General features: G+C 61.8%; 25 protein-coding genes, 1 rRNA gene and 2 other annotated features. Of the genes, 18 read left to right on the top strand and 8 right to left on the bottom strand.

Going from position 1 to position 26,537, the window contains the following annotated elements; all coding sequences use genetic code 11:
• Positions 1–173: 173 nt before the first annotated feature.
• Positions 174–1,813, top strand: a sequence feature (23S ribosomal RNA rRNA prediction is too short).
• Position 1,814: 1 nt separating this feature from the next.
• Positions 1,815–2,688 (top strand) — a sequence feature (23S ribosomal RNA rRNA prediction is too short).
• 173 nt (positions 2,689–2,861) lie between these two features.
• Positions 2,862–2,978 (top strand): 5S ribosomal RNA (rrf, locus tag KSW38_RS03555).
• Positions 2,979–3,087: 109 nt separating this feature from the next.
• Here rrf and KSW38_RS03550 read toward each other — a convergent pair.
• The 3 genes from KSW38_RS03550 to KSW38_RS03540 all read right to left on the bottom strand — a co-directional run bounded on the left by KSW38_RS03550 (position 3,088) and on the right by KSW38_RS03540 (position 5,738).
• On the bottom strand, positions 3,088–3,921 hold the full coding sequence (locus KSW38_RS03550) for an alpha/beta fold hydrolase (protein WP_216922761.1): 834 nt from the start codon (positions 3,919–3,921) through the stop codon (positions 3,088–3,090).
• A 62-nt stretch (positions 3,922–3,983) separates the two neighbouring features.
• Positions 3,984–4,838 carry an alpha/beta fold hydrolase gene (locus KSW38_RS03545; protein ID WP_216922759.1) on the bottom strand — a complete coding sequence of 285 codons (855 nt, stop codon included), beginning with the start codon at positions 4,836–4,838 and terminating at the stop codon, positions 3,984–3,986.
• A gap of 9 nt (positions 4,839–4,847) precedes the next feature.
• Positions 4,848–5,738, bottom strand: a complete 891-nt coding sequence (locus tag KSW38_RS03540; protein WP_216922757.1) for an alpha/beta fold hydrolase — start codon at positions 5,736–5,738, stop codon at positions 4,848–4,850.
• Positions 5,739–5,795: 57 nt separating this feature from the next.
• Between KSW38_RS03540 and lysS the strand changes: the two genes are divergently transcribed.
• The 15 genes from lysS to KSW38_RS03465 all read left to right on the top strand — a co-directional run bounded on the left by lysS (position 5,796) and on the right by KSW38_RS03465 (position 20,594).
• Positions 5,796–7,325 (top strand): lysine--tRNA ligase, encoded by a 1,530-nt coding sequence (gene lysS, locus KSW38_RS03535; RefSeq protein WP_216922755.1) that lies wholly within the window; start codon positions 5,796–5,798, stop codon positions 7,323–7,325.
• 2 nt (positions 7,326–7,327) lie between these two features.
• Positions 7,328–7,501 (top strand): hypothetical protein, encoded by a 174-nt coding sequence (locus KSW38_RS03530; protein ID WP_216922753.1) that lies wholly within the window; start codon positions 7,328–7,330, stop codon positions 7,499–7,501.
• Positions 7,502–7,630: 129 nt separating this feature from the next.
• Positions 7,631–7,957, top strand: coding sequence for a histone-like nucleoid-structuring protein Lsr2 (locus KSW38_RS03525; RefSeq protein WP_216922751.1), 327 nt, complete (start codon positions 7,631–7,633; stop codon positions 7,955–7,957).
• 421 nt (positions 7,958–8,378) lie between these two features.
• A complete protein-coding gene (locus tag KSW38_RS03520) occupies positions 8,379–10,871 on the top strand; it encodes an ATP-dependent Clp protease ATP-binding subunit (protein WP_216922749.1) in 2,493 nt (830 codons plus the stop codon).
• 163 nt (positions 10,872–11,034) lie between these two features.
• Positions 11,035–12,270 carry a glycosyltransferase gene (locus KSW38_RS03515; RefSeq protein WP_216922747.1) on the top strand — a complete coding sequence of 412 codons (1,236 nt, stop codon included), beginning with the start codon at positions 11,035–11,037 and terminating at the stop codon, positions 12,268–12,270.
• A gap of 120 nt (positions 12,271–12,390) precedes the next feature.
• Positions 12,391–14,499 (top strand): S9 family peptidase, encoded by a 2,109-nt coding sequence (locus tag KSW38_RS03510; protein WP_216922744.1) that lies wholly within the window; start codon positions 12,391–12,393, stop codon positions 14,497–14,499.
• A gap of 224 nt (positions 14,500–14,723) precedes the next feature.
• Positions 14,724–15,233 carry an amino-acid N-acetyltransferase gene (locus tag KSW38_RS03505; protein ID WP_216922742.1) on the top strand — a complete coding sequence of 170 codons (510 nt, stop codon included), beginning with the start codon at positions 14,724–14,726 and terminating at the stop codon, positions 15,231–15,233.
• 147 nt (positions 15,234–15,380) lie between these two features.
• Entirely contained in the window at positions 15,381–16,847 is a 1,467-nt protein-coding gene (locus KSW38_RS03500) for an FAD-binding oxidoreductase (protein WP_216922740.1), read from the top strand.
• 10 nt (positions 16,848–16,857) lie between these two features.
• The gene (locus tag KSW38_RS03495) at positions 16,858–17,076 is read left to right on the top strand and encodes a hypothetical protein (protein WP_216922738.1); all 219 of its coding nucleotides are present in this window, start codon (positions 16,858–16,860) and stop codon (positions 17,074–17,076) included.
• 162 nt (positions 17,077–17,238) lie between these two features.
• Complete coding sequence (gene dhaK / locus KSW38_RS03490; RefSeq protein ID WP_216922736.1) at positions 17,239–18,240, top strand: dihydroxyacetone kinase subunit DhaK; 1,002 nt, start codon at positions 17,239–17,241, stop codon at positions 18,238–18,240.
• Positions 18,241–18,242: 2 nt separating this feature from the next.
• Positions 18,243–18,926, top strand: a complete 684-nt coding sequence (gene dhaL, locus KSW38_RS03485) for a dihydroxyacetone kinase subunit DhaL (protein ID WP_216922733.1) — start codon at positions 18,243–18,245, stop codon at positions 18,924–18,926.
• Positions 18,923–19,612, top strand: coding sequence for a dihydroxyacetone kinase phosphoryl donor subunit DhaM (dhaM, locus tag KSW38_RS03480; protein ID WP_216922731.1), 690 nt, complete (start codon positions 18,923–18,925; stop codon positions 19,610–19,612). The genes dhaL and dhaM overlap by 4 nt, the downstream gene beginning before the upstream one ends.
• An 87-nt stretch (positions 19,613–19,699) precedes the next feature.
• Positions 19,700–19,876, top strand: coding sequence for a CsbD family protein (locus KSW38_RS03475; RefSeq protein ID WP_216922729.1), 177 nt, complete (start codon positions 19,700–19,702; stop codon positions 19,874–19,876).
• Positions 19,877–19,968: 92 nt separating this feature from the next.
• Entirely contained in the window at positions 19,969–20,229 is a 261-nt protein-coding gene (locus tag KSW38_RS03470) for a DUF4235 domain-containing protein (RefSeq protein WP_216922727.1), read from the top strand.
• Positions 20,230–20,234: 5 nt separating this feature from the next.
• Positions 20,235–20,594 carry a VOC family protein gene (locus tag KSW38_RS03465; protein WP_216922725.1) on the top strand — a complete coding sequence of 120 codons (360 nt, stop codon included), beginning with the start codon at positions 20,235–20,237 and terminating at the stop codon, positions 20,592–20,594.
• Between the two features lie 28 nt (positions 20,595–20,622).
• On the opposite strand, the gene KSW38_RS03460 is transcribed toward KSW38_RS03465, so the two are convergent.
• A complete protein-coding gene (locus KSW38_RS03460; protein ID WP_216922723.1) occupies positions 20,623–21,135 on the bottom strand; it encodes a VOC family protein in 513 nt (170 codons plus the stop codon).
• A gap of 73 nt (positions 21,136–21,208) precedes the next feature.
• On the opposite strand from KSW38_RS03460, the gene KSW38_RS03455 reads away from it, so the two are divergent.
• Positions 21,209–21,994, top strand: a complete 786-nt coding sequence (locus tag KSW38_RS03455) for an AraC family transcriptional regulator (RefSeq protein ID WP_216922721.1) — start codon at positions 21,209–21,211, stop codon at positions 21,992–21,994.
• Between the two features lie 21 nt (positions 21,995–22,015).
• On the opposite strand, the gene KSW38_RS03450 is transcribed toward KSW38_RS03455, so the two are convergent.
• From KSW38_RS03450 to KSW38_RS03440, 3 genes are all read right to left on the bottom strand, one after another.
• Positions 22,016–22,516: a hypothetical protein gene (locus tag KSW38_RS03450; RefSeq protein WP_216922719.1), complete on the bottom strand. Its 501-nt coding sequence runs from the start codon at positions 22,514–22,516 to the stop codon at positions 22,016–22,018.
• A 185-nt stretch (positions 22,517–22,701) separates the two neighbouring features.
• Entirely contained in the window at positions 22,702–23,184 is a 483-nt protein-coding gene (locus KSW38_RS03445; RefSeq protein WP_216922717.1) for a hypothetical protein, read from the bottom strand.
• A 113-nt stretch (positions 23,185–23,297) separates the two neighbouring features.
• On the bottom strand, positions 23,298–24,248 hold the full coding sequence (locus KSW38_RS03440) for an HhH-GPD family protein (protein ID WP_216922715.1): 951 nt from the start codon (positions 24,246–24,248) through the stop codon (positions 23,298–23,300).
• Positions 24,249–24,426: 178 nt separating this feature from the next.
• Between KSW38_RS03440 and KSW38_RS03435 the strand changes: the two genes are divergently transcribed.
• The gene (locus KSW38_RS03435; protein ID WP_216922713.1) at positions 24,427–25,146 is read left to right on the top strand and encodes a hypothetical protein; all 720 of its coding nucleotides are present in this window, start codon (positions 24,427–24,429) and stop codon (positions 25,144–25,146) included.
• Here the strand turns inward: KSW38_RS03435 and disA are convergent.
• On the bottom strand, positions 25,143–26,219 hold the full coding sequence (gene disA, locus KSW38_RS03430) for a DNA integrity scanning diadenylate cyclase DisA (protein WP_216922711.1): 1,077 nt from the start codon (positions 26,217–26,219) through the stop codon (positions 25,143–25,145). The genes KSW38_RS03435 and disA overlap by 4 nt on opposite strands.
• Between the last annotated feature and the right edge of the window lie 318 nt (positions 26,220–26,537).

Below are 26,537 nucleotides of genomic sequence, written 5' to 3'. Positions count from 1 at the left end.
CCGCCTGGAGAGGATCCCAAGTAGCACGGGGCCCGAGAAATCCCGTGCGAATCTGTCAGGACCACCTGATAAGCCTAAATACTTCCTAATGACCGATAGCGGACCAGTACCGTGAGGGAAAGGTGAAAAGTACCCCGGGAGGGGAGTGAAACAGTACCTGAAACCGTGTGCTTACAATCCGTCGGAGCCAGTCTGATTCTGGTGACGGCGTGCCTTTTGAAGAATGAGCCTGCGAGTTAGTGTTACGTCGCGAGGTTAACCCGTGTGGGGTAGCCGTAGCGAAAGCGAGTCTGAACAGGGCGAGTGTAGTGGCGTGATCTAGACCCGAAGCGGAGTGATCTACCCATGGCCAGGTTGAAGCGACGGTAAGACGTCGTGGAGGACCGAACCCACTTCAGTTGAAAATGGAGGGGATGAGCTGTGGGTAGGGGTGAAAGGCCAATCAAACTCCGTGATAGCTGGTTCTCCCCGAAATGCATTTAGGTGCAGCGTTGCGTGTTTCTTGCCGGAGGTAGAGCTACTGGATGGCCGATGGGCCCTACAAGGTTACTGACGTCAGCCAAACTCCGAATGCCGGTAAGTGAGAGCGCAGCAGTGAGACTGTGGGGGATAAGCTTCATAGTCGAGAGGGAAACAGCCCAGACCACCAACTAAGGCCCCTAAGCGTGTGCTAAGTGGGAAAGGATGTGGAGTTGCGAAGACAACCAGGAGGTTGGCTTAGAAGCAGCCATCCTTGAAAGAGTGCGTAATAGCTCACTGGTCAAGTGATTCCGCGCCGACAATGTAGCGGGGCTCAAGTACACCGCCGAAGTTGTGGATTTCACACGGTACCCTAGCCTTCGTGGTTCAGGGGTGTGGAGTGGTAGGGGAGCGTCGTGTGGGCAGTGAAGTCGCGGTGGAAACCAGCGGTGGAGCCTACACGAGTGAGAATGCAGGCATGAGTAGCGAAAGACGGGTGAGAAACCCGTCCGCCGAATGATCAAGGGTTCCAGGGTCAAGCTAATCTGCCCTGGGTAAGTCGGGACCTAAGGCGAGGCCGACAGGCGTAGTCGATGGACAACGGGTTGATATTCCCGTACCGGCGAAAAACCGCCCATGCCAAGCGGGGGATACTAACCGCCCGGAGCCTGCCCGCCCACCCTTGTGGTGTGTGGGTTTTGGCCGAGCGCGGGACCTGATCCCGGGAGGTAAGCGTATTAACAGGTGTGACGCAGGAAGGTAGCCGGGCCGGGCGATGGTTGCCCCGGTCCAAGGATGTAGGGTCAGGGATAGGCAAATCCGTTCCTGTGTGCTTCGAGCACGATCCTGAGATCTGATGGGACTCCCGTTTGGGGGGATCCGGTGATCCTATGCTGCCAAGAAAAGCATCGACGCGAGGTTTTAGCCGCCCGTACCCCAAACCGACACAGGTGATCAGGTAGAGAATACCAAGGCGATCGAGAGAATTATGGTTAAGGAACTCGGCAAAATGCCCCCGTAACTTCGGGAGAAGGGGGGCCTGCCCCGTGATGGAGACGTGCTCTCCGTGAGCGGGTGTGGGCCGCAGAGACCAGGGGGAAGCGACTGTTTACTAAAAACACAGGTCCGTGCGAAGTCGCAAGACGATGTATACGGACTGACTCCTGCCCGGTGCTGGAAGGTTAAGAGGACCGGTTAGCCCCTTGCGGGCGAAGCTGAGAATTTAAGCCCCAGTAAACGGCGGTGGTAACTATAACCATCCTAAGGTAGCGAAATTCCTTGTCGGGTAAGTTCCGACCTGCACGAATGGAGTAACGACTTCCCCGCTGTCTCAACCATAAACTCGGCGAAATTGCAGTACGAGTAAAGATGCTCGTTACGCGCAGCAGGACGGAAAGACCCCGAGACCTTTACTATAGTTTGGTATTGGTGTTCGGAGTGGCTTGTGTAGGATAGGTGGGAGACGTTGAAACCCGGACGCCAGTTCGGGTGGAGTCATCGTTGAAATACCACTCTGGTCACTTTGGACATCTAACTTCGGCCCGTGATCCGGGTCAGGGACAGTGCCTGATGGGTAGTTTAACTGGGGCGGTTGCCTCCTAAAAAGTAACGGAGGCGCCCAAAGGTTCCCTCAGCCTGGTTGGCAATCAGGTGTCGAGTGTAAGTGCACAAGGGAGCTTGACTGTGAGAGAGACATCTCAAGCAGGGACGAAAGTCGGGACTAGTGATCCGGCGGTACATTGTGGAATGGCCGTCGCTCAACGGATAAAAGGTACCTCGGGGATAACAGGCTGATCTTGCCCAAGAGTCCATATCGACGGCATGGTTTGGCACCTCGATGTCGGCTCGTCGCATCCTGGGGCTGGAGTAGGTCCCAAGGGTTGGGCTGTTCGCCCATTAAAGCGGTACGCGAGCTGGGTTTAGAACGTCGTGAGACAGTTCGGTCCCTATCCGCTGCGCGCGCAGGAAATTTGAGAAGGGCTGTCCTTAGTACGAGAGGACCGGGACGGACGAACCTCTGGTGTGTCAGTTGTACTGCCAAGTGCACCGCTGATTAGCTACGTTCGGATGGGATAACCGCTGAAAGCATCTAAGCGGGAAGCTCGCTTCAAGATGAGATTTCCATACACAATTTGTGTGAGAGGCCCCCAGCCAGACCACTGGGTTGATAGGCCGGATGTGGAAGCGAGGACCAAAGACTCGTGAAGCTGACCGGTACTAATAGGCCAACAACTTACACCACACACAACACTGCACGCGTCCACTATGTGGTTCCCGAACAACAACCGTTCCAGGAACCAAACCACAACTGAATAACAACACCACACAGTTGTAACCACACACAGTCTTCCCACCCCCAACCGGAACCACAAACCGGCACAGGCGGGGTCGGGTAACAAGGTTACGGCGGTCATAGCGTGGGGGAAACGCCCGGTCCCATTCCGAACCCGGAAGCTAAGACCCACAGCGCCGATGGTACTGCACCCGGGAGGGTGTGGGAGAGTAGGACACCGCCGGACACACATTAGGTCGAGACCCCCCAACCCACACCGGGTCGGGGGGTCTCCCACATTTAAACCACCGTCAAACACGACCAACGTGAGCAAGCCCACGCTGGTGTGAAACTCCTTAGCCCGAGAAGAACTCAGACAATTCTGCGATGAGCTTGTCGGGCGCCTTGTTGGGGCCATCGTGCCCGAACCCAGGGAGGATGGTGTAACTCGAGCCGGATAGGACGTCGTGGATCTGGCCGCATGCCACACCGAAGTATGCGGGGCTTTTCTCGCCGACCACGATCAGCGTTTCAAGGGGCAGCTCCAGGAATGGCTCTGCGGGCATATCCGCAGCTATCACAGCCTTGATTTCGCGGACTCCGCACGTCATCAGTTCCCGCATCTGCTTGCCCATGGGTGTTCCTGCGGTCAGCTTGTTGGCGAGTGTCAACATGGATAGGGGCATGCGCGCGAAGGCCCCACCGGTCTCTACTCCCTTGATGAGTACGGCGAGGCCGCGATCGTAGTCTCCTGCCGCCGTCGCGCGTTCATATTCCGGCGTCCAGTCGGCTTTGACGCTGTGGTTGACCGAGACGGCGGGATCGTAAACGGCGAGTCGCTCAACCGGTAAGGTCCGCGCCGCATGCAGCGCGACGGCGCCGCCGAAACTGTGACCGAAAACGTCCGTGCTGGACGTGTGTTTCATGACAGAGTCAAGATCCCGGATGTCGGCTTCGAGGGTGTAGTCCTCGGGCTGCGGAGAGGATTCACCGCGTCCACGGCGGTTAAACGTATGGACAGGCCGGCCAAGGGACTCACTCAGTTTCTGTGCGAAACGTGTGTAATCGGAGGCTGTCACCATTGAGGCAGGCACGACCACGATGCCGGAGCCTGCAGCTGCCAGGCCACCGCCCGTAGTCAATACTTCGAGGTGTCCGCCGTCCGTTGTGGTGATGATCTCGCGCGTCATGTCTTGAGCCTAACCGAGCCACCTGAGCGCCGGCAGCATGCTGGACGCTATGTGGACAACAATCAGCTTTTGAAGTAATCCGAGATGTCCATCACGAGTTCCTTCACGGCGGCTGGAACGGAGCCATGGAAGCCTTTTGGCGATATCTCAAGGGTGCTTCCGGGAACAGCGGCGTGCAAGCGAGCCGCGGTTACCTTGTAGTACTGCGGGCTCTTCTTGCCCACCATGAAGTGGGTGCTGGGAGGTAGAACGGAGAAATCGCGCGGAGTTTCCGTGGCGTCGAAGGCAGCTTTGAGTTCTCCGACGCCGGATGGCAGGAGTTCACGGAACATCGTGTTGACTTTGGTCCGCGAAACCACGGCCATGAGGCCCACCAGCACGGGTTCAGGGATCCGGGCCAAGGCACTTCCCGGATGCATGCCCCGCTTCATGCGGGCAAGGGCGAGGTTGATATTGCCCTTGTTCACGGAGTCCTCGAAGCCGGCCATCCAATCCGTATCCATGCTTCCATCGATGTTCACGGCGGCGTCGTACACGGCAAGCCTGTCCGGTTGGTGGTGCGTGCCGGCAAACGCCTGCGCAGCGTTGAGGGCCACCGACCCGCCCAGGCTGTGCCCGAGGATGTTCCTCGCATCGGTGGCATCCAAGATGGTTCGCACGTCCGCAATTTCCGTGACCATGGAGTAGTTGTGTGGTTGATCGCTGGAGTTGCCGCGGCCCCTGCGGTCGTAGACGTCCACGGCCCACCCATCGCCGAGGCCCTTCGCGAGGGCGACGGAAAAGGGCCGATAGATCAGGGCTGTGAGGAATGCGCCGCCGATCAGGACCACACGGCGCTCCCCGGGTGCGTCTTCCGCGCCGTAGCTGTACAAGGCGAGTTTTCCGCCGTCGTGCGTTCTGATGTCGCGTTCCCTCACCGGTTCATCCTAGGGCGCGCCGTCAGCGGGTGCCGGGTCGGCCGAAAGGAAGCGGGCGATTCGGGCTGCAAGCCGCCTGCCTGGCCGAAGGGGCCCTTCATGGAATTGCAGGGGCACAGTGGCGAAGTCGATGACGGGGACCGCTCCGGCAAGGGTGCGGCCTGTTTCGGCGAAGTAGGACGGGCTCCAACCTCCGCTCAGCATGAGTGTTGGGGTTGCGAGCGAGGTGAAATCGTGAAGATGCGCGTCGGCGTCGAGGACCGCCCGCATTTCGGCGACGGCGGTGGGCAACAGGGAGCGCATCTCCGAACCCAGCCGGGTCTGTGCTGAGAGGACGCTCAGCATCCGTAATGCCCCCATGGGCAGGTATGAGATGGGACCGGCAGTTCCCAAACCCTGCACCAGATGGGCCCACGCGTGGTCCAGCTGGCCTGCGCTAACTGCGGCTTCCAATTCCGGACGCCACCGGCCATGGAGATTTCCTGATAACGAGACAGCAGCATCGTAGGTGACCAAGCGGTTGATCTCCGTGCTGCGAGCAGCCTGCAGTGCCACGAAACCGCCATAGCTGTGCGCCACGACATCCGTTGAACCGGTGCTCCGCATCACCGCCTGGAGGTCCGCGATCTCGGTGCCGGCGGAGTAACCCGGCGGCTGTGGCGCCGAACGGCCGCGGCCTCGCCGGTTGTAGCAATGGACTGGTCGCCGCAGCATGAGGCTCAAGGTCCGCGCGAAGGGCCAGTACAAAGAATCGGTCACCAAAGTCCCATGGACCACGACGACGCCGGACGGTTCCGCAGGTGCGTGCGAACCGGGAATCGAGGCTTTCGACGCCGGCCGGAACGTGTGCACTTCAAGCTGGCCGCCGCCGTCGTCCGTTTCAACTGTCCACGTCTCCACAGCCCGAGTCTATGTCCCGGAAATAGACGCCCATAATGAGCGGTAAACTTAAGGACTGTGACTTCCGCAAACACCCCAGCCCTTAACACCTCCGCAGAGCCCACCGACGCCAGCGAGCAGATGCGTATCCGTATGGACAAGCGCTCCAAGCTGATCGAACGTGGCACAGAGGCCTATCCTGTGGGCGTTGAGCGGACGCATTCCTTGAGTGAGATCCGCGAAAAGTATGCGCACCTGGAAGCCGACGAAACCACTGGTGACATCGTGGGCGTCACGGGCCGCGTCGTGTTCGTACGAAACACGGGCAAGCTCTGCTTTGCTACCCTCCAGGAAGGTGGGGCAGACGGCAAGGGCGTTCGTCTCCAGGCAATGCTGAGCCTGGCCAATGTGGGCGAGGAAGCGCTGGCCGATTGGAAGGCCCTGGTTGACCTTGGAGACCACGTATTCATCAAGGGCGAGGTCATTTCCTCCCGCCGCGGTGAACTCTCCGTCATGGCCGATTCCTGGTCCATGGCCTCCAAGGCACTGCGCCCGCTCCCGGTCCTGCACGCGGAGCTTAACGAAGAAACCCGTGTCCGCCAGCGCTATGTGGACCTCATTGTCCGCGATGAAGCGCGCGAGATGGTCTATAAGCGTGCTGCCATCACGCGGTCTGTCCGCGACACCCTTGACCGCCACGGCTACGTCGAGGTGGAGACCCCCATCCTGCAGCTGGTCCACGGTGGTGCTACGGCCCGTCCGTTCGAGACGCACATGAACGCGTTCGATCAGAAGATGACCCTGCGCATCGCCACGGAACTCTTCCTGAAGCGCGCGGTAGTGGGTGGCATCGACCGCGTCTACGACATGGGCCGCGTTTTCCGTAACGAAGGCGTCGATTCCACGCACAGCCCCGAATTCACCACCCTTGAGTGCTACGAAGCCTGGGCTGACCAGTTCGTCATGGCCGAGCGCATGAAGGAAATCATCCTGAACGTGGCGGACGTGGTTGGCGCCCGTACCATCCAGACGGATGCAGGCGAGATCAACCTCGACGGCGAATGGGCTTGGGTTGCGGTATACCCCGGGCTTTCTGAAGCGGTTGGCGTTGAAGTCACTCCCGACACCACAGTGGAGGAACTGCTGGCCATTGCTGCCAAGCACGAGATCAAGGTGGACCCGCAGTGGGACGCGGAGAAGATCGTGGTTGAGCTCTTTGGCGAGATCGTGGAACCCACACTGCTGAACCCGACTTTCGTTTACAACTACCCGCCGTCCGCTCAGCCGCTTGCGCGTCCGCACCGCGAAGACGGCCGGCTCATCGAGGCATGGGACCTGATTATCGGGGGCATGGAGCGCGGCACGGCCTTCTCCGAACTCATTGACCCCGTTATCCAGCGCGAACGGCTTACGGAGCAGTCACGCCGGTCTGCTGCTGGCGACGTAGAGGCCATGCAACTCGACGAAGACTTCCTTCGCGCCCTTGAATACGGTGCCCCGCCCATGGGTGGTATCGGGCTCGGCATCGATCGCCTCGTCATGTTGTTCACCGGCGCAGGTATCCGCGAAACCATTCTGTTCCCCTTGCTCAAGCCCGAAGGACACTGATCATGGAATACATCGCAGTCCTGGCGCCATCGATCGTTGTTGGTTTGATCTTCTGGTTTGCCATGAAGTCCATCTTCAATGCGGACAAATCCGAGCGGCAGGCGGAAGCCCGCGCCCAAGCGGAGGCCAATTTGCGGAATTCCGGCCCCGAGGGTGAAGGCCCGGCAGCTAAATAGCCTGCAAATTGGGTGGCCTTAGCAGGAAACCCAAATGTGCCTTTGACGTGTGTGCTTGACGTGAACGATAATCAGGAATAGGAACCCTCAAATTTCTGATTATCCAACCCTCCAAAAGAGAGGCTACTCATGGCACAGAAAGTTAAAATCATCCTCGTCGATGACCTGGATGAAGGGGCAGCGGACGAAACTGTCCGTTTCGGGCTGGACGGTGTTAGCTACGAGATGGACTTGTCCACGGCTAACGCAGAATCTTTGCGCAAAGCACTGGAGCCTTACGTAGCCAAAGCCAGGAAGACCTCCTCGGGCCGTGCAACACGTGGCCGTGCAACCGCCACGCGAAACCAGGATTCAGCGCAGATCCGTCAATGGGCTCGTGACAACGGTTACACCGTAAACAGTCGCGGACGCATTCAGGCTGAAATTCAGGAAGCGTACCAGAAGGCCAATTCCTGATTCACCCGCCTTCAATGCCCCGGCAGCTTCTGCCGGGGCATTAGGTTTTTAAGCCCATGGTTTGTTGCCGGGTCTTCCGAGGGGGTGCCTGGACAAGGCCTAGGAATATTCCGTGAATCGTTCCGGCGCCTACAGTGGGGATTATCCGGCCTTTTGGAACTGGTCAAAACTACTGGTCAAAGCGCGTGCTCAAAGCCGGCGGCTGCGTTCGTCGCCCTACCCCTGTTCTGGGTGGCTGACCACGACCTTCCGGAGGCCGCAACGGGCGTGGGACGGGCGTTCCGCAGGCGGGCCCCCCAACCGCGAAGGGGGTGCCAGGTTTATTCCGCTGGGCGTCATGTTTCCCCTGTGGCGAACACGCTCCAAAAGTCGGGCTTCGGCACGTAGCATCAAAGTACGTCGTAGCTAGGAGTGTGGCGAAATGTTTGAGAGATTTACGGACCGTGCCCGTCGCGTGGTTGTCCTTGCCCAAGAAGAGGCAAGGATGCTCAACCACAATTACATTGGTACCGAGCACATCCTCTTGGGTCTGATCCACGAGGGTGAAGGCGTTGCCGCCAAGGCGCTTGAATCCCTGAGCATTTCGCTCGATGGCGTCCGCGAACAGGTGCAGGAGATCATCGGCCAGGGCCAGCAGGCTCCGTCCGGACACATCCCCTTCACCCCGCGCGCCAAGAAGGTGCTTGAGCTTTCGCTCCGCGAAGCACTGCAGCTCGGCCACAATTACATCGGAACCGAGCACATCCTGCTCGGCCTCATCCGTGAGGGCGAAGGCGTTGCTGCCCAGGTGCTGGTCAAACTCGGCGCGGACCTTAACCGCGTCCGTCAGCAGGTCATCCAGCTGCTCTCCGGTTACCAGGGCAAGGAAGCTGCCGGTTCGGGCTCCAGCCAGGGCCAGCCGGAGGGAACCCCCGCCGGTTCGGTGGTGCTGGACCAGTTCGGACGCAACCTCACCCAGGCTGCCCGCGAGAACAAGCTCGATCCCGTGATCGGCCGCGAGCAGGAGATGGAACGCGTCATGCAGGTCCTCTCCCGCCGTACCAAGAACAACCCAGTGCTCATCGGTGAGCCCGGCGTCGGTAAGACTGCCGTCGTCGAGGGCCTCGCCCAGGCGATTGTCCGCGGCGACGTCCCGGAGACCATCAAGGACAAGCAGCTGTACACGCTGGACCTTGGTTCACTGGTTGCCGGCTCACGCTACCGTGGCGACTTCGAAGAGCGCCTGAAGAAGGTCCTCAAGGAGATCCGCACACGCGGCGACATCATCCTCTTCATTGACGAGATCCACACCCTCGTTGGTGCAGGTGCTGCTGAAGGCGCCATCGATGCCGCATCCATCCTGAAGCCGATGCTTGCCCGCGGTGAACTCCAGACCATTGGTGCCACCACCCTGGATGAGTACCGCAAGCACATTGAGAAGGATGCCGCTCTTGAGCGCCGCTTCCAGCCGATCCAGGTCAAGGAGCCTTCCGTGGCTCACGCGATCGAGATCCTGAAGGGCCTCCGGGACCGCTACGAGGCACACCACCGCGTAACGATTACCGACGGCGCCCTCGCCTCAGCCGCGCAGCTGGCCGAACGCTACATTTCGGACCGCTTCCTGCCGGACAAGGCAATCGACCTCATCGATGAAGCCGGTGCACGCCTGCGTATCCGCCGCATGACCGCTCCGCCGGAGCTCAAGGCCATGGACGAGCGCATTGCCGACGTCAAGATGGAGAAGGAATCCGCCATCGACGCCCAGGACTTTGAGGGTGCCGCTTCGCTGCGCGACAAAGAGCAGAAGCTCATTGCCGAACGCGCTGAGAAGGAACGCAACTGGAAGTCCGGCGGCATGGATGACATCTCCGAGGTTGATGAAGACCTGATCGCCGAGGTTCTCGCGAACTCCACCGGCATCCCCGTCTTCAAGCTCACCGAAGAAGAGTCTTCGCGGCTCCTCAAGATGGAAGACGAACTGCACAAGCGCGTCGTCGGCCAGGATGAGGCCATCAAGGCCCTGTCGCAGGCTATCCGCCGCACGCGTGCAGGCCTGAAGGACCCCAAGCGTCCCGGTGGCTCGTTCATCTTCGCCGGGCCTACGGGTGTCGGCAAGACCGAGCTCGCCAAGGCCCTTGCCGAGTTCCTGTTCGGGGAAGAGGATGCCCTCATCACGCTGGACATGTCCGAGTACTCCGAGAAGCACACGGTTTCGCGACTCTTCGGTGCACCTCCGGGCTATGTCGGCTACGAAGAAGGCGGCCAGCTGACCGAGAAGGTCCGCAGGCGTCCGTTCTCCGTGGTCCTGTTCGACGAAGTTGAGAAGGCCCACGCGGACCTCTTCAACTCGCTCCTGCAGATCCTGGAAGATGGCCGACTGACCGACTCCCAGGGCCGCGTGGTGGACTTCAAGAACACCGTGATCATCATGACCACCAACCTGGGTACCCGCGACATCTCAAAGAGCGTCGCTACCGGCTTCCAGTCCGGCACCGATACCCAGACCGGTTACAACCGGATGCGCGCCCGGGTCACGGAGGAGCTCAAGCAGCACTTCCGCCCCGAGTTCCTCAACCGTGTTGACGACGTCGTGGTGTTCCCGCAGCTCACCCAGGACGAGATCATCGAGATCGTGGACATGTTCGTTACCCGCCTGGAGCGTCGCCTCAAGGACAAGGACATGGGCATCGAACTCACCACGGCAGCAAAGGTTCTTCTGGCCACTCGTGGCTACGATCCCGCAATGGGTGCCCGGCCGCTGCGCCGTACCATCCAGCGCGAGATCGAGGACCAGCTCTCCGAGAAGATCCTCTTCGGCGAATTGCACTCCGGTGACATCGTTGTGGTGGATGTGGACGGCGAAGGCGACGACGCCAAGTTCACGTTTGCAGGCAACGCCAAGCCGCGGATCCCGGAGATTGCTCCTACCGCATAAGGCGTGCGCAACGTAAGCCAACTGCCCCGTCCATTCCGCAAGGAGTGGGCGGGGCATTTGTGTTGGTCCCCCCGAGTGCGTTGGTGCCCCGAGTTTTGTGTGCTGGTGTGCCCATAGGGTGGCTATGGAGAGTATGGGCACAAGAACTGCAAAGGAGGGGTGCGTGCGAGTATTGATGATTTGTCCGGGGACGCGGGGAGATGTCGCCCCCATGGCAGGGCTCGGCAGTCGTCTGCAAAAGCTGGGCTACGAGGTGTCCATCGCTGCCAACCCCGCGTACGCACACCTCGTGGTCAGGTCCGGGTGTGAGTATCGTCCTCTTCCCGGCGACCTTGGCAGGATCATCAAGCGTGTCACACCGGGTGGAGCGAAGTCGTCCGGCGGCATGCTCACCACTTGGCGGGAGCTCAGCGAGTACATGGATCAAGCGGCCACCGGGACCCTGGCTGCGGTTGAAGCGGGTGCGGATGTCATCCTGGCCAATTCCGTGGCGCCATATGCCTACGACGTCGCTGAAGCGGTTGGAATTCCAGCGGTGGGCACGCATCTGCAGCCGGTGGAACCCAGCGCAGACTACCCTCCTGTGCTGCTGGGGTCCGCCCGGAACCTGGGTAGGCTGGGCAACCGGATTATTGGCGAGCGGGTCCTGGCCGGACCTGCCCCCTACGACGCCCCGACTGCAAGGCTTCGCCACGAGTTGGGCCTGCCGAAGCTGTCACGCCAAGCTGCCGAGCGACGTCGAGCCAGGGCGAACAGCACGGTCCTCCATGGGATCAGCCCCACAGTTCTACGGCGACCGGCGGACTGGCGCCCTGGGTTGGTCATGGCGGGGTACTGGTGGCCGGTGCCCGAGCCGGAATGGAGTCCGTCCGCGGAACTGGAGGACTTTCTGTCCGCAGGGCCGCCGCCGGTGTTTGTCGGGTTTGGAAGCAGCGCTGCGCTGGAGGCGGGTTTCGTTCTTGAGGCCATCAGGCGGGCGGGCGTCAGGGCGGTGCTGCAGGGTGCGGGGGACCTCTCGGACGATGATGCGATCGGCATCGGCGCAGTCCCGCACGAGTGGCTGTTTCCGAGGATGGCGGTAGTCGCGCACCATGCGGGCTCTGGCACCACCGCTGCCAGCCTCCGCGCTGGTGTGCCCACGGTCTGCGTCCCGGTGTATACGGACCAACCGCTGTGGGCTGCCCGGGTTGCTGCCCTCGGCGCAGGGCCCCGGCCGGTTCCCTACAAGGGGCTCACTGTTGAGCGATTGGCGTGCGCCATCCGGGAAGCCGTCAGCACCCCGTCCTACGCAGCCCGGGCAAGAATCCTCGCAGCGCGGATCGGGAACGAAGACGGGGCCTCCGCCGTGCTCCGGACGCTCCGCAACCTCCCAACTGGGTCGCAGTTAAGCGCGTTATGAGCCGCCTAAACGCGCTTAACTGCGACTCAGTTGGGTGCGGCGGGCGAATATCTGAAAGTAGTGTTTCACTGTAAGTGAACCACTCTGTGATCGGGGACACAATGCGTGTTGAATCGGAGCATGGATTCGACTGACACCCCAAGCCCGGGCACGCCACCCGCAACTCCTTTCCACGACATCGACCACTACCTCGCCATTCCCAGGGTCAGTGGTCTCACGCTTAGCCCGGACGGCAAGCGCCTGGTGACTACCGTTTCGACCCTGAACGGCAAGGGCACCGAGTTCGTCACTGCACTGTGGGAAATCGACCCCACAGGCCAGGGCCACGCCCGACGGATCACCCGAAGTTCCAAAGGTGAAGCCGGTGCCGCCTTTGCCGCCAACGGCGATCTCTACTTCACGTCCTCCCGCCCCGACCCCGAGAGCGCAGATCCCGACGCCGATCCGGTGAACGCCCTGTGGTTGCTTCCTGCCGATGGGGGCGAGGCCAGGGTTGTGCACTCGCGCGCCGGCGGGATCAGTTCCGTCATGGCGGCAAAGAACGCGGATGCCATCTTCGTCAACGCCGAGGTTTTGGCGGGCTCCAGCAATGAGGAGAACGACGAGGAGCGCCGCAAGGCCCGCAAAGACAACAAAGTGTCCGCCATCCTGCACAGTGGCTACCCGATCCGCTATTGGGACGCGGACCTTGGCCCGGGTGAGCCGCGCTTGTTCGCGGTTGAGCAGGGCGAGGAGAAGGAGGCCGGCAAACCAACCACCGTTGACTCGCCAACGCCGCTTAAGCTGCGAAACCTGACACCCGGCGTCGGAGGCTCGCTGCGGGAAGCCAAAACTGTGGTGAGTCCGGACGGCAAGACCATCTACACGAGCCTCACCAAAGCGCTCGCCAAGGCCGACAGTCGTGAGGTGCTGGCCGCCGTCGACGTCGCCACGGGAACCGTCAAGGTGCTTCTGGACCGCGAGGGAATGAGCTACTTCCCTGGTCCCGTCAGCCCGGACAACCGCACGCTGGTGGTGGAGAGTGAGAGTGACACCACGCCCACGCAAGCGCCGCAGGTCAAGCTGCACCTACTGGACGTATCAGGCAGCGAAACGACTGACCTGGAGCCGCTCGCGCACCAATGGGACCGCTGGGCTACTGTCTTGGCGTGGCTCCCGCAAGGCAATGCCATCCTGGTGAAAGCGGACGACGACGGCGCGTCGCCGCTTTTCCGGATCGACGTTGCCGACGGGCGGGTAACACGGGTGACGAAAGACGCCGCAGCGTATTCCGACGTCGTGGTCTCGCCGGACGGAACCGCGGCATACGCGCTGCGGAGCTCCTACGAGTTTCCCCCTGAAGCAGTACGGATCGACCTCGCTTCCGGAGATGTGGTGAGGTTGCAGGCGCCCGCTGAACGGCCAAGGTACAAGGGGCGCCTCGAACGCGTGGAAACGACGGCGGAGGACGGCTCCCGGGTGCCAGCGTACCTGGCGCTCCCTGAAGAGGCTTCCGATAACAACCCAGCTCCCCTCCTGCTGTGGATCCACGGTGGACCGCTGGGCTCATGGAACGCCTGGACCTGGCGTTGGAATCCTTGGCTGCTGGTGGCAAAGGGCTATGCCGTGCTGCTGCCCGACCCTGCGCTCTCCACAGGTTACGGCCAGGAGTTCATCCAGCGCGGCTGGGGTGAATGGGGCAAGAAGCCCTTCTCGGACCTCATGGCCATCACCGATGCCGTAGTTGAGCGTGCGGACATCGACGAGACACGCACTGCGGCGATGGGCGGGTCCTTCGGAGGCTACATGGCCAACTGGCTGGCAGGCCAGACGGACCGCTTCAAAGCGATCGTGACCCACGCCAGTTTGTGGGCCCTGGACCAGTTCGGCCCCACCACCGACGCCGCACAATACTGGCTGAAGGAAATGACGGTGGAGATGGCGATGGAGAACTCGCCACACCTCAACGTACGCAACATCAGGACGCCAATGCTCGTGATCCACGGCGACAAGGATTATCGCGTCCCGATCGGCGAGGGCCTGCGGCTTTGGTACGAACTACTGTCCTCGTCGCAGTTGCCCGCGGACGACAACGGCCAGAGCCCGCACCGGTTCCTCTACTTCCCCGACGAAAACCACTGGGTCCTGCAGCCGCAGCATGCGAAGGTTTGGTACGGAGTCGTAGAGCACTTCCTGGCAAAGCAGGTGCTGGGCGAGGACGTTGCTTTGCCTGAGGAGCTGGGGCTGTAGGTTCCGACGCTGGTCCCGGTCGGTCCGGCCGACGACCGGGACATTTACCGCGTGCTCGCTCCTGCGTCGCTTAGACGCACGCTACGTAAATGTCCCGGCCGTCGCCCTCGTGCCCGCCCGGCGGTTCCGCCGGCCCCGCGTCATGCTCGGGCGTACGTCATGCGGGGTCCAGCAGCTCTTTGCGTCGTTGGTATGGCGGAGTTTTGTCTCGTTAGGATGGGGGAGTGAATTCGACCTTTAGCCTTCGTCCTGCCCGTACTGGTGATGTGGCGGCGATTAAGAGGCTGGTTGCGCCCTTGGCGGAGCAGCGGATTTTGATGGCCAAGGAAACTGTGGCCTATTACGAGAGCCTCCAGGAATTCCGGATTGCCGAATCCCAGGACGGCGACGTGATTGGTTGCGGTGCCCTGCATGTCATGTGGGAGGACCTGGCCGAGATCCGCACCCTCGCGGCTGCGGACGCGTGGCGGGGGCGGGGTGTGGGGCATGTGTTGGTGGAGGATCTCCTTGAAAAGGCCAAGGAGCTCGGTGTCAGCCGGGTGTTCTGCCTGACGTTTGAGGTTGACTTCTTCAAGCGCCATGGCTTCGACGTCATGGAGGACCAGTCGGCCGTGGACCCGCAGGTGTACTCGGAGTTGCTGCGGTCGCATGACGAAGGCGTCGCGGAATTCCTGGATCTGGCCCGGGTAAAGCCCAACACCTTGGGCAATACCCGTATGATCAAGCACCTCTGAGAACCCACAACAAGAGCTGAATGGTGCGGGTTTCAACCCTGCCCCGATTATGCGTGATTTAAACCCCTTCTCTTATCTAAAGTTGATGGATAAACTGATCGAGGCTTGCTGGGGAGCTTCCGCCATTCGGTCAATCGAGAGAAGATCATGCAGTCCCACGCGTCCTTTTCGGGTATTTCTGAACTCCAACTCAGTGTGCGCGGTCCCGTGTTCACGCCTGCCGATCCCGGATTCCAATCCGAGATTTCGGCTTTCAACCTCTCTACTCAACACCAGCCGGATCTTGCCTTCGGCGCCCTCGACGCCGAGGACGTTTCGGCGGCTATTAGATGGGCGGCGGAACGGGAAATGCCCGTAGCCGTCCAGTCCACGGGTCATGGTGCAACAAACGCGATCGAAGGCGGCCTGCTCATCAGCACCCGCCGAATGCTTGAGCTCAGCATCGACCCCCTTGAGAAAACTGCCAGAGTCGGGGCCGGTGTTCGGTGGAAGGCTGTGGTTGAGCTCGCTGCAACCTTCGGCTTAATGGGCCTCTGTGGTTCAACCTCTGACGTAGGCGTGGTGGGATACACGCTGGGCGGCGGGCTGCCAATCCTGGGCCGGAAGTATGGCTTCGCCTCGGACCATGTCATCGCCTTCGAGCTGGTTACAGCAGATGGCACCCAAAAAAGGGTCACCAAGGATGAGAACCCTGACTTGTTCTTCCTCCTGCGAGGCGGCAAGGGCAATCTGGGCATCGTGACGGCCATGGAATTCCACCTCTTCCCAGCCGCCGATCTCTACGCAGGTGGCGTGTACTTCGACGGCGGGCACGCCCCGGAAGTCCTGAGGGCGTTCAGGGAATGGGTGCCGTCGCTACCCGTGGAGGCATCGGCGTCGTTGGCGTTCTTGCGCCTTCCCGACATGGAGATGATTCCGGAGCCGTTGCGGGGAAAGTTTGTGATCCACCTCCGCTACGCCTACCAAGGCGACTTGGCTGCAGCGGCGGAGCTGCTGGAACCCATGCGCCGAAGCGCCCCGTTCATGATGGACGCCACCGGTCCTTTGGAGGCAAGCCAATTCGACACGATCCATCAGGATCCGGACCAGCCTGTCCCTGTCCGCGAGCGTGGTTTGCTGCTTGATCGTTTGGATGAAGAGGCATCCGAGGTAATCCTGCGGCACTTCGGTCCGGGCGTCGAAAGTCCAGTGCTGCTGGCCGAAGTCCGGCTGCTGGGCGGCGCCCTGGCCAAGAGCGCGCAGGGTGAGGACATTGTGGGCGGCCGTGACGCGGCGTTCAGCTTCTACATGGTTGCCATCGCTGCGCCTCCTGTGGTTGAGCTGCTGCCGGCAGTTTTCGATTCCGTGCATACAGACCTTCGTCCGGCTGCCAATCGCGGTACATTTGTGAACCTCCATGGGCACTTTGTGGATGCCGAGGACAGGGAGCGCCCTTGGGGCCCCAGCGCGCGGGAGCGGCTTAAGAAGGCGAAAGCGGAGCTGGATCCGAAGAACATGTTCAGCTTTGGGCAGGTAGTGGGCCTTCCTGCCCCGGAACAGCCGGTTGTTATGAATCAGGCCGTGCTGCTCGAAGACGTGGTCACTGCCGGCGGCGACGCCGTGCTGAACAGTTAAGGGGCGGACCATGCAAAATCGTGTCACGTTCCCGGACTTTTCAGCTTTCCAGATAGACATCCCCCACGGATCCTGGCCGAACGAATCCTTCTGGCCAGGGACCGCCCACTCCAACCCGGACCTGTACTCCGCATTTTGGCTCGATTTCCATGGCCGGAGTGAACCGGATTTCAGTCCTCCCGGCGCCGGCGCCGGCGCCCCCGCCGAACCCGCGAACCACGAAGACTAACTGTGTATTCCGGCAGACACGGGCCTTTAGGCCGTCCCTGCCGGCCTTTAATGGCCATGACGTTATGGGCCTCGGCGCCCTCTGCGCCGGCAAGGCCTACCCTGTGCACGGGCGCCGGTAGTAGGGTCAGAGCACCAGCCACAGCACGTCCAGGAGCATCCCATGAAAAAGCTCATCAATGATCCACGCGCCGTGGTGGACGAGTCCGTCGAAGGCTTCGGCATGGCCCATGCCGACATCGTGGACGTCCATCCCGAGCCCAAGTACGTCATCCGGAAAGGCGCACCTGTAGCGGGAAAGGTTGCCCTGGTATCGGGCGGTGGCAGCGGTCATGAGCCACTGCACGCTGGTTTCGTCGGCCTCGGCATGCTCGACGCCGCGGTGCCCGGCGCCGTCTTCACCTCGCCTACGCCGGACCAGATCATACCGGCGACCGTCGCTGTCGACTCAGGTGCCGGCGTCGTGCATATCGTCAAGAACTACACAGGGGACGTCCTGAACTTTGAGACTGCGGCGGAGATGGCACAAGCCGAAGGCGTACACGTGCGTTCGGTGTTGGTCAACGACGACGTCGCCGTGGAGGACTCGCTGTACACGGCGGGCCGCCGTGGAGTGGGCGGGACGGTCCTCGTGGAGAAGATTGCTGGTGCTGCCGCCGAGCGTGGAGACGGTCTTGAAGCCGTTGCAGCCATCGCGGAGCGGGTCGCGGCCAACGTGCGGACCATGGGAGTCGCACTCTCTGGCTGCACAGTTCCGCACGCGGGTACGCCGAGCTTCGAGCTGGCGGAGGACGAAATCGAGATCGGAATCGGCATCCATGGTGAACCCGGACGGCACAGGATCGCCATGGAAAGCGCCGACGCGATCACCGACCGTCTATTGGAACCCGTGCTTGAGGATCTCTCCATCTCGTCCGGAGACAGGGTGCTGCTGTTCGTGAACGGCATGGGCGGCACACCTCAGAGTGAGCTTTACATCGTCTACCGCCGGGCCGCCCAGGTACTCGCAGAGCGCGGGGCATCAGTGGAGCGCTCGCTGGTGGGGAACTACGTGACCTCCCTCGAAATGCAGGGGTGCTCGGTGTCCGTGCTGCGCCTCGACGACGAATTCGTGCGCTTGTGGGATGCTCCCGTTCACACGGCCGCCCTGCGTTGGGGAGTGTGAGCATGGGCTTGGGCGTTGATTGGGCCGTGGACTGGCTGAAGCTTTCGGCGAAGGCCATGGCAGAACACCGAACGGAATTGATTGAGCTGGACCGGGCAATCGGCGACTCGGACCACGGCGAGAATATGGACCGTGGATTCCAGGCCGTGTTGCAGAAGCTGGACGAGACGCCGCCGGAGACCGCGGGAGCTGCGCTTAAGGCGGCGGCGATGGCACTGATGTCCAAGGTGGGCGGAGCTGCCGGGCCGCTGTATGGCACGGCATATCTTCGGGCGGCCACGTCCCTCGGCGATTCCACTGACATCGACGCCGATGCCTTGGCTTCCGCGCTCGCGGCTGCCCGGGACGGAGTGGTTGCCCGCGGCAAAGCCGAGACGGGGGACAAGACCATGATTGATGCGTGGACGCCCGCCGTTGAGGCAGCCCGGAACGCGGCGTCCGATGGCGGTGATGTACATGCTGTCTTGCAGGCTGCTGCAGAGGCGGCCGAAGTGGGGGCTGTGGCTACCGATCCGCTGGTGGCTCGCAAGGGCCGCGCAAGTTACCTCGGGGAGCGAAGTGCAGGGCATCGCGATCCAGGGGCTGCGTCCACGGCGTTGCTCTTGCGCGCCGCGGCAGCAGCGGCGGCTGGCTCGGTGGGAAACACGGGAACCTCCGCAGGAAACACAGGAACCGACGCCGTATGACAGTTGGGATTGTGGTTGTCTCCCACAGCAGCAAGATCGCTGAAGGCGCTGTGGAACTCGCCGCCCAGATGGCGCCCGACGTCGAACTCGTCGCCGCCGGGGGCACTGACGACGAACGGATTGGCACCAGCCTCGAGAAAGTGCTTGCCGCCGTCGAGCAGTCACTGATTGATGCCGGAGGGGATGGCGTGGTGGTGCTGGCGGATCTGGGCTCGGCAGTAATGACAGCTGAGTCTGCGATCGAGTTCGCCAGCGATCCCGACGCTATTTTGCTTGCCGATGCGCCTTTGGTTGAAGGGCTGGTGGCCGCGGCCGTCGCGGCACAGGGCGGGGCTGGCGTCGAGGACGTGCGTAAGGCTGCCGAAGCGGTTGGATTCGGGGCTTCCGCCGGTACTGAGGCGCCGGGCAGTCCTCGCGAACCCCGGGAACCGGATGCTGCTGGCGATTTTGAGCTCATTAATCCCATGGGCATCCACGCGCGGCCTGCGGCAAAGATAGCCGGTGGACTGTCCGGCCTTGACGCTGAGGTGACAATCAACGACGTCGACGGGACGTCCATGATGGCGCTTATGACGCTCGCCGCCGCGCAGGGTGCAACCCTGCGCGTGGAGGCCCGGGGCAAGGACGCCGGAAAGGCAGTTCAGTATGTCGGGCGGTTGGTGGGCGAGGGGTTCGGGGAGATCTAACTAGCCTTCGTCAGGAGCAAATATTGCTAAGTATGCTGATTAGTGATGTTCTAGAGGTACAGATTCACTACTAGGAAGAGGTGCAACATGGGTGCTGACGACAAGATGGAGAATGCTGGCGAGAAGATGGCAGGCAAGGCTAAAGAAGCTGCCGGAAAGCTTACCGACAACGAGCGCCTGGAAGCCGAAGGCAAGGGCGAGCAGGTCAAGAGTGACCTCAAGGGCGCTGGCGAAAAGGTAAAGGACGCTTTCAAGAACGACTAGGAATTCAGGCGGGGCCGTTGCGGTTGCAGCGGCCCCGCCTTCCTTTGTGTTTGATAGGGCATAAGCCCCGGGATCGGATGGAGGATTCTTTCGTGAATTTGCTGGTGAAGTTGTTCGGTCTGGCAGTCAGTCTTGGAGCTGGCGTGCTGGCAAACAAGACACTCGAAGGGCTCTGGGAGAACAAGACAGGAAAACCTGCCCCCAAGGACGGAACTGACCTGAACGATTCCTTGCCGGGAGTGCTCGTGTTCGCTGTAGTTTCCGCGGGCGTTGGCGCCGTGGTTCACGTTCTTACCCAGAGGGGCACCAAGAGTGCGCTGGCCCGAATGAAGAAAACGGCAGACGAGGTGTAGTAGACATGGCAATTGCCCGATACCCGAGTGTTGTTATTGATTGTCCGAATGCGCCCGCCCTTGCCGCATTCTATGGCGAACTGCTGGGCTGGGACGTGAAGGGCGAAACCGATTGGTTCGAGATTCGTCCCAGCGATGGGAACAATTGCATTGCTTTCCAACAGGTCGAGTCGTATCACGCGCCGGAATGGCCGGGGCAAACGGTTCCCCAACAGATGCACCTTGACCTGATGGTGGAGGACCTGGACAAGGGCGAGGAGGTGGCCCTTTCTCTGGGGGCAAGCAAGGCGGAGCACCAGCCGGGGACCACCTTCAGGGTGTTCCTTGACCCGGCCGGCCATCCGTTCTGCCTGTGCCTTTCCTGACTCTGCCTTTCCTGACCGGGGTGCGTGCCTAACCCTGCTGGGCCGCCCACTCCTCGACGCGACGGTTGCTCTCCTCCTCGGAGAGATCTTCCACGCGGGTCATGATGGACCAGCGGACGCCGAAGGGATCGCGGATGCTGGCATACCGGTCCCCTGAAACGAACGTGGTGAGTGGTTCGCGGATGATGGCGCCGGCTTGTTCTGCTCGTTGCACGAGTGCGTCTGCGTCCGGGCAGTAGAAGCCCAGGGAGTAGCAGTCATCATCCCCGTCGGGCGCGGGGACCAGGTGGTATTCCGGATTGGGCTCGCCCAGTTGAAGATGACCGTTCCCGAGGTCGAGTTCGGCGTGGACCACAACTCCGCCCATCTCAGTGGTGCCAACAATCCGTGCCCCGAAAACGTCCCGGTAGAACGCGATCGCATTCTTGGCATCGGGTACGGCGAGGAAGGGTGTCAGGCTGGTCAGCCCGTTGGGGACTCCGTGGGTTGTGTACTTGCCGTTGGCGGCTGTGGTTGCCTCAGTGCTTGTAGTATCTGTCATGTCCAAGACGCTACGGGCCGGGCTGGCTGTGGCGCTTGGAAATTCGCGACAGACTTTGTTGGGGGGGAGGCCTGTGGATAGCTCGTTCAAGGGCATTCTGTACCCGGCACGGCTTCCCACTTTCAACCGTTTGGCGGCACCGGAGTCTGTTGCGGAGCTCGTCCAGTGGTTCTGGATTCCCGAATGGGATATTGAGCCAGGCCGGACCTCCCGTCAGCATTTGATCGCCTACCCCGCATCCAATCTCGTTGTGCAGTTGGATGACGTGGTCTTCTCGGGTCCCACAACCCGGGCCGCCTATCGCGACTTGAATGGCCACGGCTGGGCAGTGGGAGCGCTGTTGCGCCCGGCTGCTGCCCCGGTCTTCACCGAGGATCCCGGCAGCCTGCGTGACGCCGAGGTGGTGTTGCCGTTGAAGGACCTCCACCGTTCCGTTGCACGGGCAATGAACGCCCCCGACGGCGGCGCGCGCCGCGAGCTGGCAGTGGACGCCTTTAAGTCGTGGCTGGCTTCCCTGGACTACGTACCTTCCGAAGAAGCTTTGCTGGCCAACCGGATGATGGACATTATTGCCTCCGACCCGGACGTGGTCCGGATTGACGATGTGGCGGCCCGGCTGGCTGTTTCGGGCCGGTCGCTTCAACGAATTGCCAGGAAATACATCGGACTCAGCCCGTCGGCGCTCATCCGTCGGCGTCGCCTGCAGGATGCTGCAGAAAGGGCACGGCTGGACCCTTCCGCTGATCTTGCGGGCATCGCCGCCGAACTTGGCTATGCAGATCACGCACATTTGACGAACGACTTCCAGAAGTACCTGGGTTTCACGCCGAGCACGTATCGCCGTGCTGTTGGCAGTTAGCCTGGGCACCCAGGCTGCTGGCTACACAGCACGATGCGAAATCTCTTGAAGTTGAAGGGGTTGGCAGCCTTCCGCGAGGACCTCCGCCGGCTTTGGAGTCGGCTTATGGAGCGCATCAAGAAACAACCTATAGGAGACGACTCCCGCACTTGTGGACCCCGTGGAGCAGCAGCATCGGTAAACGTGCGTCATCCAAGGGCCCGGCAAGAGTGCTCGAAGCCACGAATCGCACTCGGTCAGCGAGAGCGTGGCCTGGATTCCACTGTCCTTGCGATGAGCAGCAACGGACACGGTGACGCAGGTTCCTGCTGGTGCTGGGCCCGCGGCGAACCATCCCCATTCCACGGTCTCGACAACGATCGTCACATTGATGTTCTCGTCTTCGATTGACGAGGTGGGGCTCATTCGATAATGGCGTCGGCCGCTGTGGCGTGAGTCGCGTTGTGAAGACCCGCTGAGCGCCTCGCGAAGTGCGTTTAGTTCGGTGCCATGTTTGTTGCGGATCCTCGCGCTGAGATCCATGACCAAGTTTCCCTCTGCTGCGGTAGGCGCCGGGGCCTCGACGGCCGCAGGGGTGGGAGCCGTAACAAAAAACGTGTCACGGATGGGCTGCTCAGACCGGTGCACAACACCCCCAAGGACTTGACCATCAGGCAGTGAGACGAGAATACCCGTCCAAAAATCAAATCGCTAGAGGAACCGCCTGGTTATCCCTGCCTTAGCCCTGTCGCATCGAGCACCAGATTGGCGGTAATGAACCGTCCGCACTGCTCACCAAACGGGTAGTCGCCCTTGGGCGTGAACGTCAGCGTCCGAACAGGCAACGCAGTGCCGGATGGAGAGGTGCCGGACACGGTCGCTTCAAGCGGACTTTCTGAGAGCGCGGGCAGTCCCAGGAACCCGGTCATTGTGCCATCGGGTGAGGACGTTGCGGAGCACACGCCCTCGGGGGAGCAGCCCTGATCCACGGCGATTGAGCCTGGGTGCAAAGCCACGTCGGCTTCGGTGCAGGTGCCATCCTGGCACGCTTTCATCCGCAATGAAGCAACTGAGTCCACATAGTCGGCAGCGACCGTGATCGAGACTCCAGACGCCTGGGCGATCGCCGGGCAAGGTGCGGGTTCAGCGAAGCAGCTGGGAAGAAGTGCCGAGGTACCCATCAGGGTGAAAGCCAAACCAATCTTGCCCATGCTTCAGGGTAGGACTGGATTCAGCAGGAGGCGCAGCATCGGATGGAATCGGCACCCCATCGTTACGGCTCACACAGGCCCGTTGCTGAACCGACACCGCGCATGATTGCCGCTTAGGCGGGAAGCCGCAAACCGCCGTCGTGGATTTCCGCCAAACCGTCGCTGACCAGGCCATCGAGTGCCCGTTCCAGCTGCTCGGGCGCTGAGTTGAGCCGGTGCAATGCTGTCAGCGGAATCCCGACGCCGGACGGCGCGAAGCCGAGGTCCGCCGGCGGCTGCTCGAACATCTCGCGCGGAACCGGGGTAGCAGCTTCGCGGAGGACGGCCATCACAGCTCCGCGGACCTGCCGGTCCGTACCGTGCCAGGACTGCCCCTTGGGGGTGTACGACGGCGGTGGCTCACCTGCCGCGAGCCAGGCGCAGCTGGAGCGCACGGGACAGTCGGTGCACTTGGGGCTGCGGGCCGTGCACACCACGGCACCCAGTTCCATGACCGAGGCGTTCCAGCGCACCGACAGAGGGCGGTCTTCGGGCAGCAGGGCATCGGCGAGGCGCATCTCGGCCGCTGTGAGCGCCGGAGCGGGCAGGGCGTGCCCGGAGATGAGGCGCGCATGAACGCGGCGAATGTTGGTGTCCACCACTGTTTCTCGGCGGCCAAAAGCAAAGGAGGCGACGGCGGCAGCGGTGTAGGTGCCAACCCCGGGCAGGGTCAGGAGCTCGGGATAACTGTCCGGAACGTCGCCATCGTGCTCGTCGCGGATGGCCACTGCGGCTGCGTGCAGTCGAAGTGCCCTGCGGGGATAGCCGAGGCGGCCCCAGTGACGAACGGCCTCACCGGAGGGCTCATCTGCCAGGTGCGCGGGGGTTGGCCAGCGTTCCATCCAGTCCCGCCAGACCGGGAGGACCCGGACCACGGGAGTTTGTTGGAGCATGACTTCGCTGACCAGGATGCCCCAAGGGCTGCAATCAAGCTCGCGCCACGGAAGGTCCCTGGCGGTCTCGGCAAACCACTGGTCCAAGGATTGGTGGAGTCTGGCGAGTTGGCCGGTACCGGGAAGTGCCATGCGTCAGATCCCCCGGACTGTTGAGGTTTGGCCGGCGCCGCGGCGCCCGAATTCTGCCCTCTACTGTAGTGGAAACCGGGACGGCAACGCTCCTGCGGTGCACGTCACACACGGCGGGTTTGGCGTCCGGCGGCGTGGTGGTGGCGTGCTGCGGAGTGGGCCCGCCTAGCCTAGAAACATGGCCAATCAGGGTAAGAACCAGTCGTCCGCGCGCACTTCAGCGCCGGGCAAGGGTGCTGCCCCTAATTCAGGTGGTGCGCGCCGCCCCGGCACCCCGACGTCCAGGCGACGTCCAAGCCCCGCCGTTTACCGCCGTCGTCGGCAGTTTGTCTTCGGTGCCCTGCTGCTGGTGATCGCCCTCGTTGTGGCTGGCGTGGTGGCAATCAGTGGAGCGCTCGCAGGTAAGTCCGAGCCCCAATCGGTCAGTACGCCTGAAGCGTCCCAGGTGCCCACGCAAGGGAACGCGCCAACAGCAGGCACTGCCTCACCGTCGGCAACGCCCACGCCTGTGTGCGACCTGAGCCTGGTGACCGTGGCCGCAGCTACGGACAAGCCAGCCTACGGGGCTGAGGAGAAGCCGCTGCTCACCATGACCATCACCAATGGCGGGACGGCCCCCTGTGAAGTGAATGTTGGCACGTCCCAAATGGAGTACGTCGTGATGAGCGGCTCGGACAGGATCTTCTCCTCCAAGGATTGCCAGGCCGGAAGTGAAGACCTGATCAAGACCATCCAGCCCGGCAAGAGCGAGACCGCCAATTTCCCCTGGCAGCGCAACCGAACGCTTGAGGGCTGCGCTGCGATCAGCGCCAAGCCCGGTGCAGGCGGCGCCTATTACACGTTCGAAGCGCGGCTGGGAAACAAATCCAGCACCAAGGCCGTCTTCCAGCTGAACTAGAGGAAGCGGTCCAGCAGGCTTGCCTCGGCCATGCGGCTCAAACCTTCACGGACCGTGCGTGCGCGTTGATCGCCGATGCCGTCAACGGTCATGAGGTCATCGATGGTGGCTGCCATGAGGTTCTGCAAGCCGCCGAAGTAGTCCACCAGCCGATCTGCGACAGCCTTCGGCACGGACTTGAGGCCGGACAGGAGGCGGTAGCCGCGGGGCTGGACCACAGCATCCAGCTGCTCAACACCACCCGCGAAACCGATGATTCCGGCAATCCTGCTCAGGTCAATGAGTTCAGTGGGGCCGAGGTTGAGGAGCGCTTGGACTGCTTCTTCAATATCCTCAGGAGTGGCATCGGGGTCTGCGTAGTCGCGGATGATGACATCGCTGCCCGGGCCACGACCCATGGTCAGTTCCTCCACCTGCAGCGATAGCAGGCGGCCATCTTCGCCGAGTTCCAGCACGTATTGGGCAATTTCCTCGGAAATCCGCCTGACCATTTCCTGGCGTTGCAGGGTGACCGCGACGTCCCTGACGGTGACCAGGGCCTCAATCTCAAGTGCTGAAAGGGAGCTGGTGACTTGATCCAGCCTGGCGCTGTACCGCTCCAGCGTTGCGAGGGCCTGGTTTGCGCGGGCTAGGACTTTCTCCGAGCCCTCCAGGACGTGGCGCAAGCCATTCACGTACAGGGCAATGATCTGCATCGACTGGCTGACAGAGATAACCGGAACGCCGGTTTGGATGGCGACGCGCTCAGCTGTGCGGTGCCGGGTCCCGGATTCCTGGGTCTCGATGCTGGAGTCCGGAACGAGCTGCACTGCGGCGCGGACGATGTTGCTGGCGTCCTTATCGCAGATGATGGCGCCGTCCATCTTCGCGAGTTCACGGAGGCGTGTGGGCGAGAACTCGATGCCGATATCGAATCCGCCGGAACAGATGGAGTCGATGGTGCGGTCCGAGCCCAACACAATCAAAGCGCCGGTTCGTCCACGGAGGATGCGCTCCAAGCCGTCCCGTAAAGGAGTTCCGGGTGCGACTCTGGCCAGAGTCGCCTTGAGCGACTCTTCCGGGCTCCGGGCCATAGGGTTTCCCTTCGAAGGTGCAAGCCATGGCTCACAGACAAGCTGAATCCGGCATCCGCGGGCACTTGGAAAAATGCCCTGATGACGACTAGCACCATGATATGGCTTCCGGGCACCGTTAACCGCACCAGCAAGCCCCAAAGTGGGTCATTTCGTTATGTACGGGGAAGGCCGGAAGGTCCCTTTTCTGGTGTCTCTGTTGAAGGCGATTTGGGCCGATCGCTCGCTGACGTGGGCGTATATAACAAATTGGTGTAGATATTCCGCCAAACTGCCTGCGACGCTAGTAGCTGTCTTTCGGGACAGTTATCAGTCCGG

Source organism: Paenarthrobacter aromaticivorans, from assembly GCF_019038615.1.
Lineage (GTDB): Bacteria > Actinomycetota > Actinomycetes > Actinomycetales > Micrococcaceae > Arthrobacter > Arthrobacter aromaticivorans.
The sequence above is the reverse complement of the archived record's forward strand: the minus strand, read 5'-3'. Positions and strand labels throughout refer to the sequence as shown.

Coding starts and splice junctions, on each gene's coding strand:
- KSW38_RS03530 (WP_216922753.1), top strand. CDS start 7,328: ATGGAATACATCGCAGTCCTGGCGCCATCGATCGTTGTTGGTTTGATC.
- KSW38_RS03495 (WP_216922738.1), top strand. CDS start 16,858: ATGCAAAATCGTGTCACGTTCCCGGACTTTTCAGCTTTCCAGATAGAC.
- dhaK (WP_216922736.1), top strand. CDS start 17,239: ATGAAAAAGCTCATCAATGATCCACGCGCCGTGGTGGACGAGTCCGTC.
- KSW38_RS03460 (WP_216922723.1), bottom strand. CDS start 21,135: ATGACAGATACTACAAGCACTGAGGCAACCACAGCCGCCAACGGCAAG.
- KSW38_RS03475 (WP_216922729.1), top strand. CDS start 19,700: ATGGGTGCTGACGACAAGATGGAGAATGCTGGCGAGAAGATGGCAGGC.
- KSW38_RS03525 (WP_216922751.1), top strand. CDS start 7,631: ATGGCACAGAAAGTTAAAATCATCCTCGTCGATGACCTGGATGAAGGG.
- KSW38_RS03445 (WP_216922717.1), bottom strand. CDS start 23,184: ATGGGCAAGATTGGTTTGGCTTTCACCCTGATGGGTACCTCGGCACTT.
- KSW38_RS03450 (WP_216922719.1), bottom strand. CDS start 22,516: ATGGATCTCAGCGCGAGGATCCGCAACAAACATGGCACCGAACTAAAC.
- dhaM (WP_216922731.1), top strand. CDS start 18,923: ATGACAGTTGGGATTGTGGTTGTCTCCCACAGCAGCAAGATCGCTGAA.
- KSW38_RS03500 (WP_216922740.1), top strand. CDS start 15,381: ATGCAGTCCCACGCGTCCTTTTCGGGTATTTCTGAACTCCAACTCAGT.
- KSW38_RS03510 (WP_216922744.1), top strand. CDS start 12,391: ATGGATTCGACTGACACCCCAAGCCCGGGCACGCCACCCGCAACTCCT.
- KSW38_RS03465 (WP_216922725.1), top strand. CDS start 20,235: ATGGCAATTGCCCGATACCCGAGTGTTGTTATTGATTGTCCGAATGCG.
- KSW38_RS03440 (WP_216922715.1), bottom strand. CDS start 24,248: ATGGCACTTCCCGGTACCGGCCAACTCGCCAGACTCCACCAATCCTTG.
- disA (WP_216922711.1), bottom strand. CDS start 26,219: ATGGCCCGGAGCCCGGAAGAGTCGCTCAAGGCGACTCTGGCCAGAGTC.
- KSW38_RS03550 (WP_216922761.1), bottom strand. CDS start 3,921: ATGACGCGCGAGATCATCACCACAACGGACGGCGGACACCTCGAAGTA.
- dhaL (WP_216922733.1), top strand. CDS start 18,243: ATGGGCTTGGGCGTTGATTGGGCCGTGGACTGGCTGAAGCTTTCGGCG.
- KSW38_RS03520 (WP_216922749.1), top strand. CDS start 8,379: ATGTTTGAGAGATTTACGGACCGTGCCCGTCGCGTGGTTGTCCTTGCC.
- KSW38_RS03435 (WP_216922713.1), top strand. CDS start 24,427: ATGGCCAATCAGGGTAAGAACCAGTCGTCCGCGCGCACTTCAGCGCCG.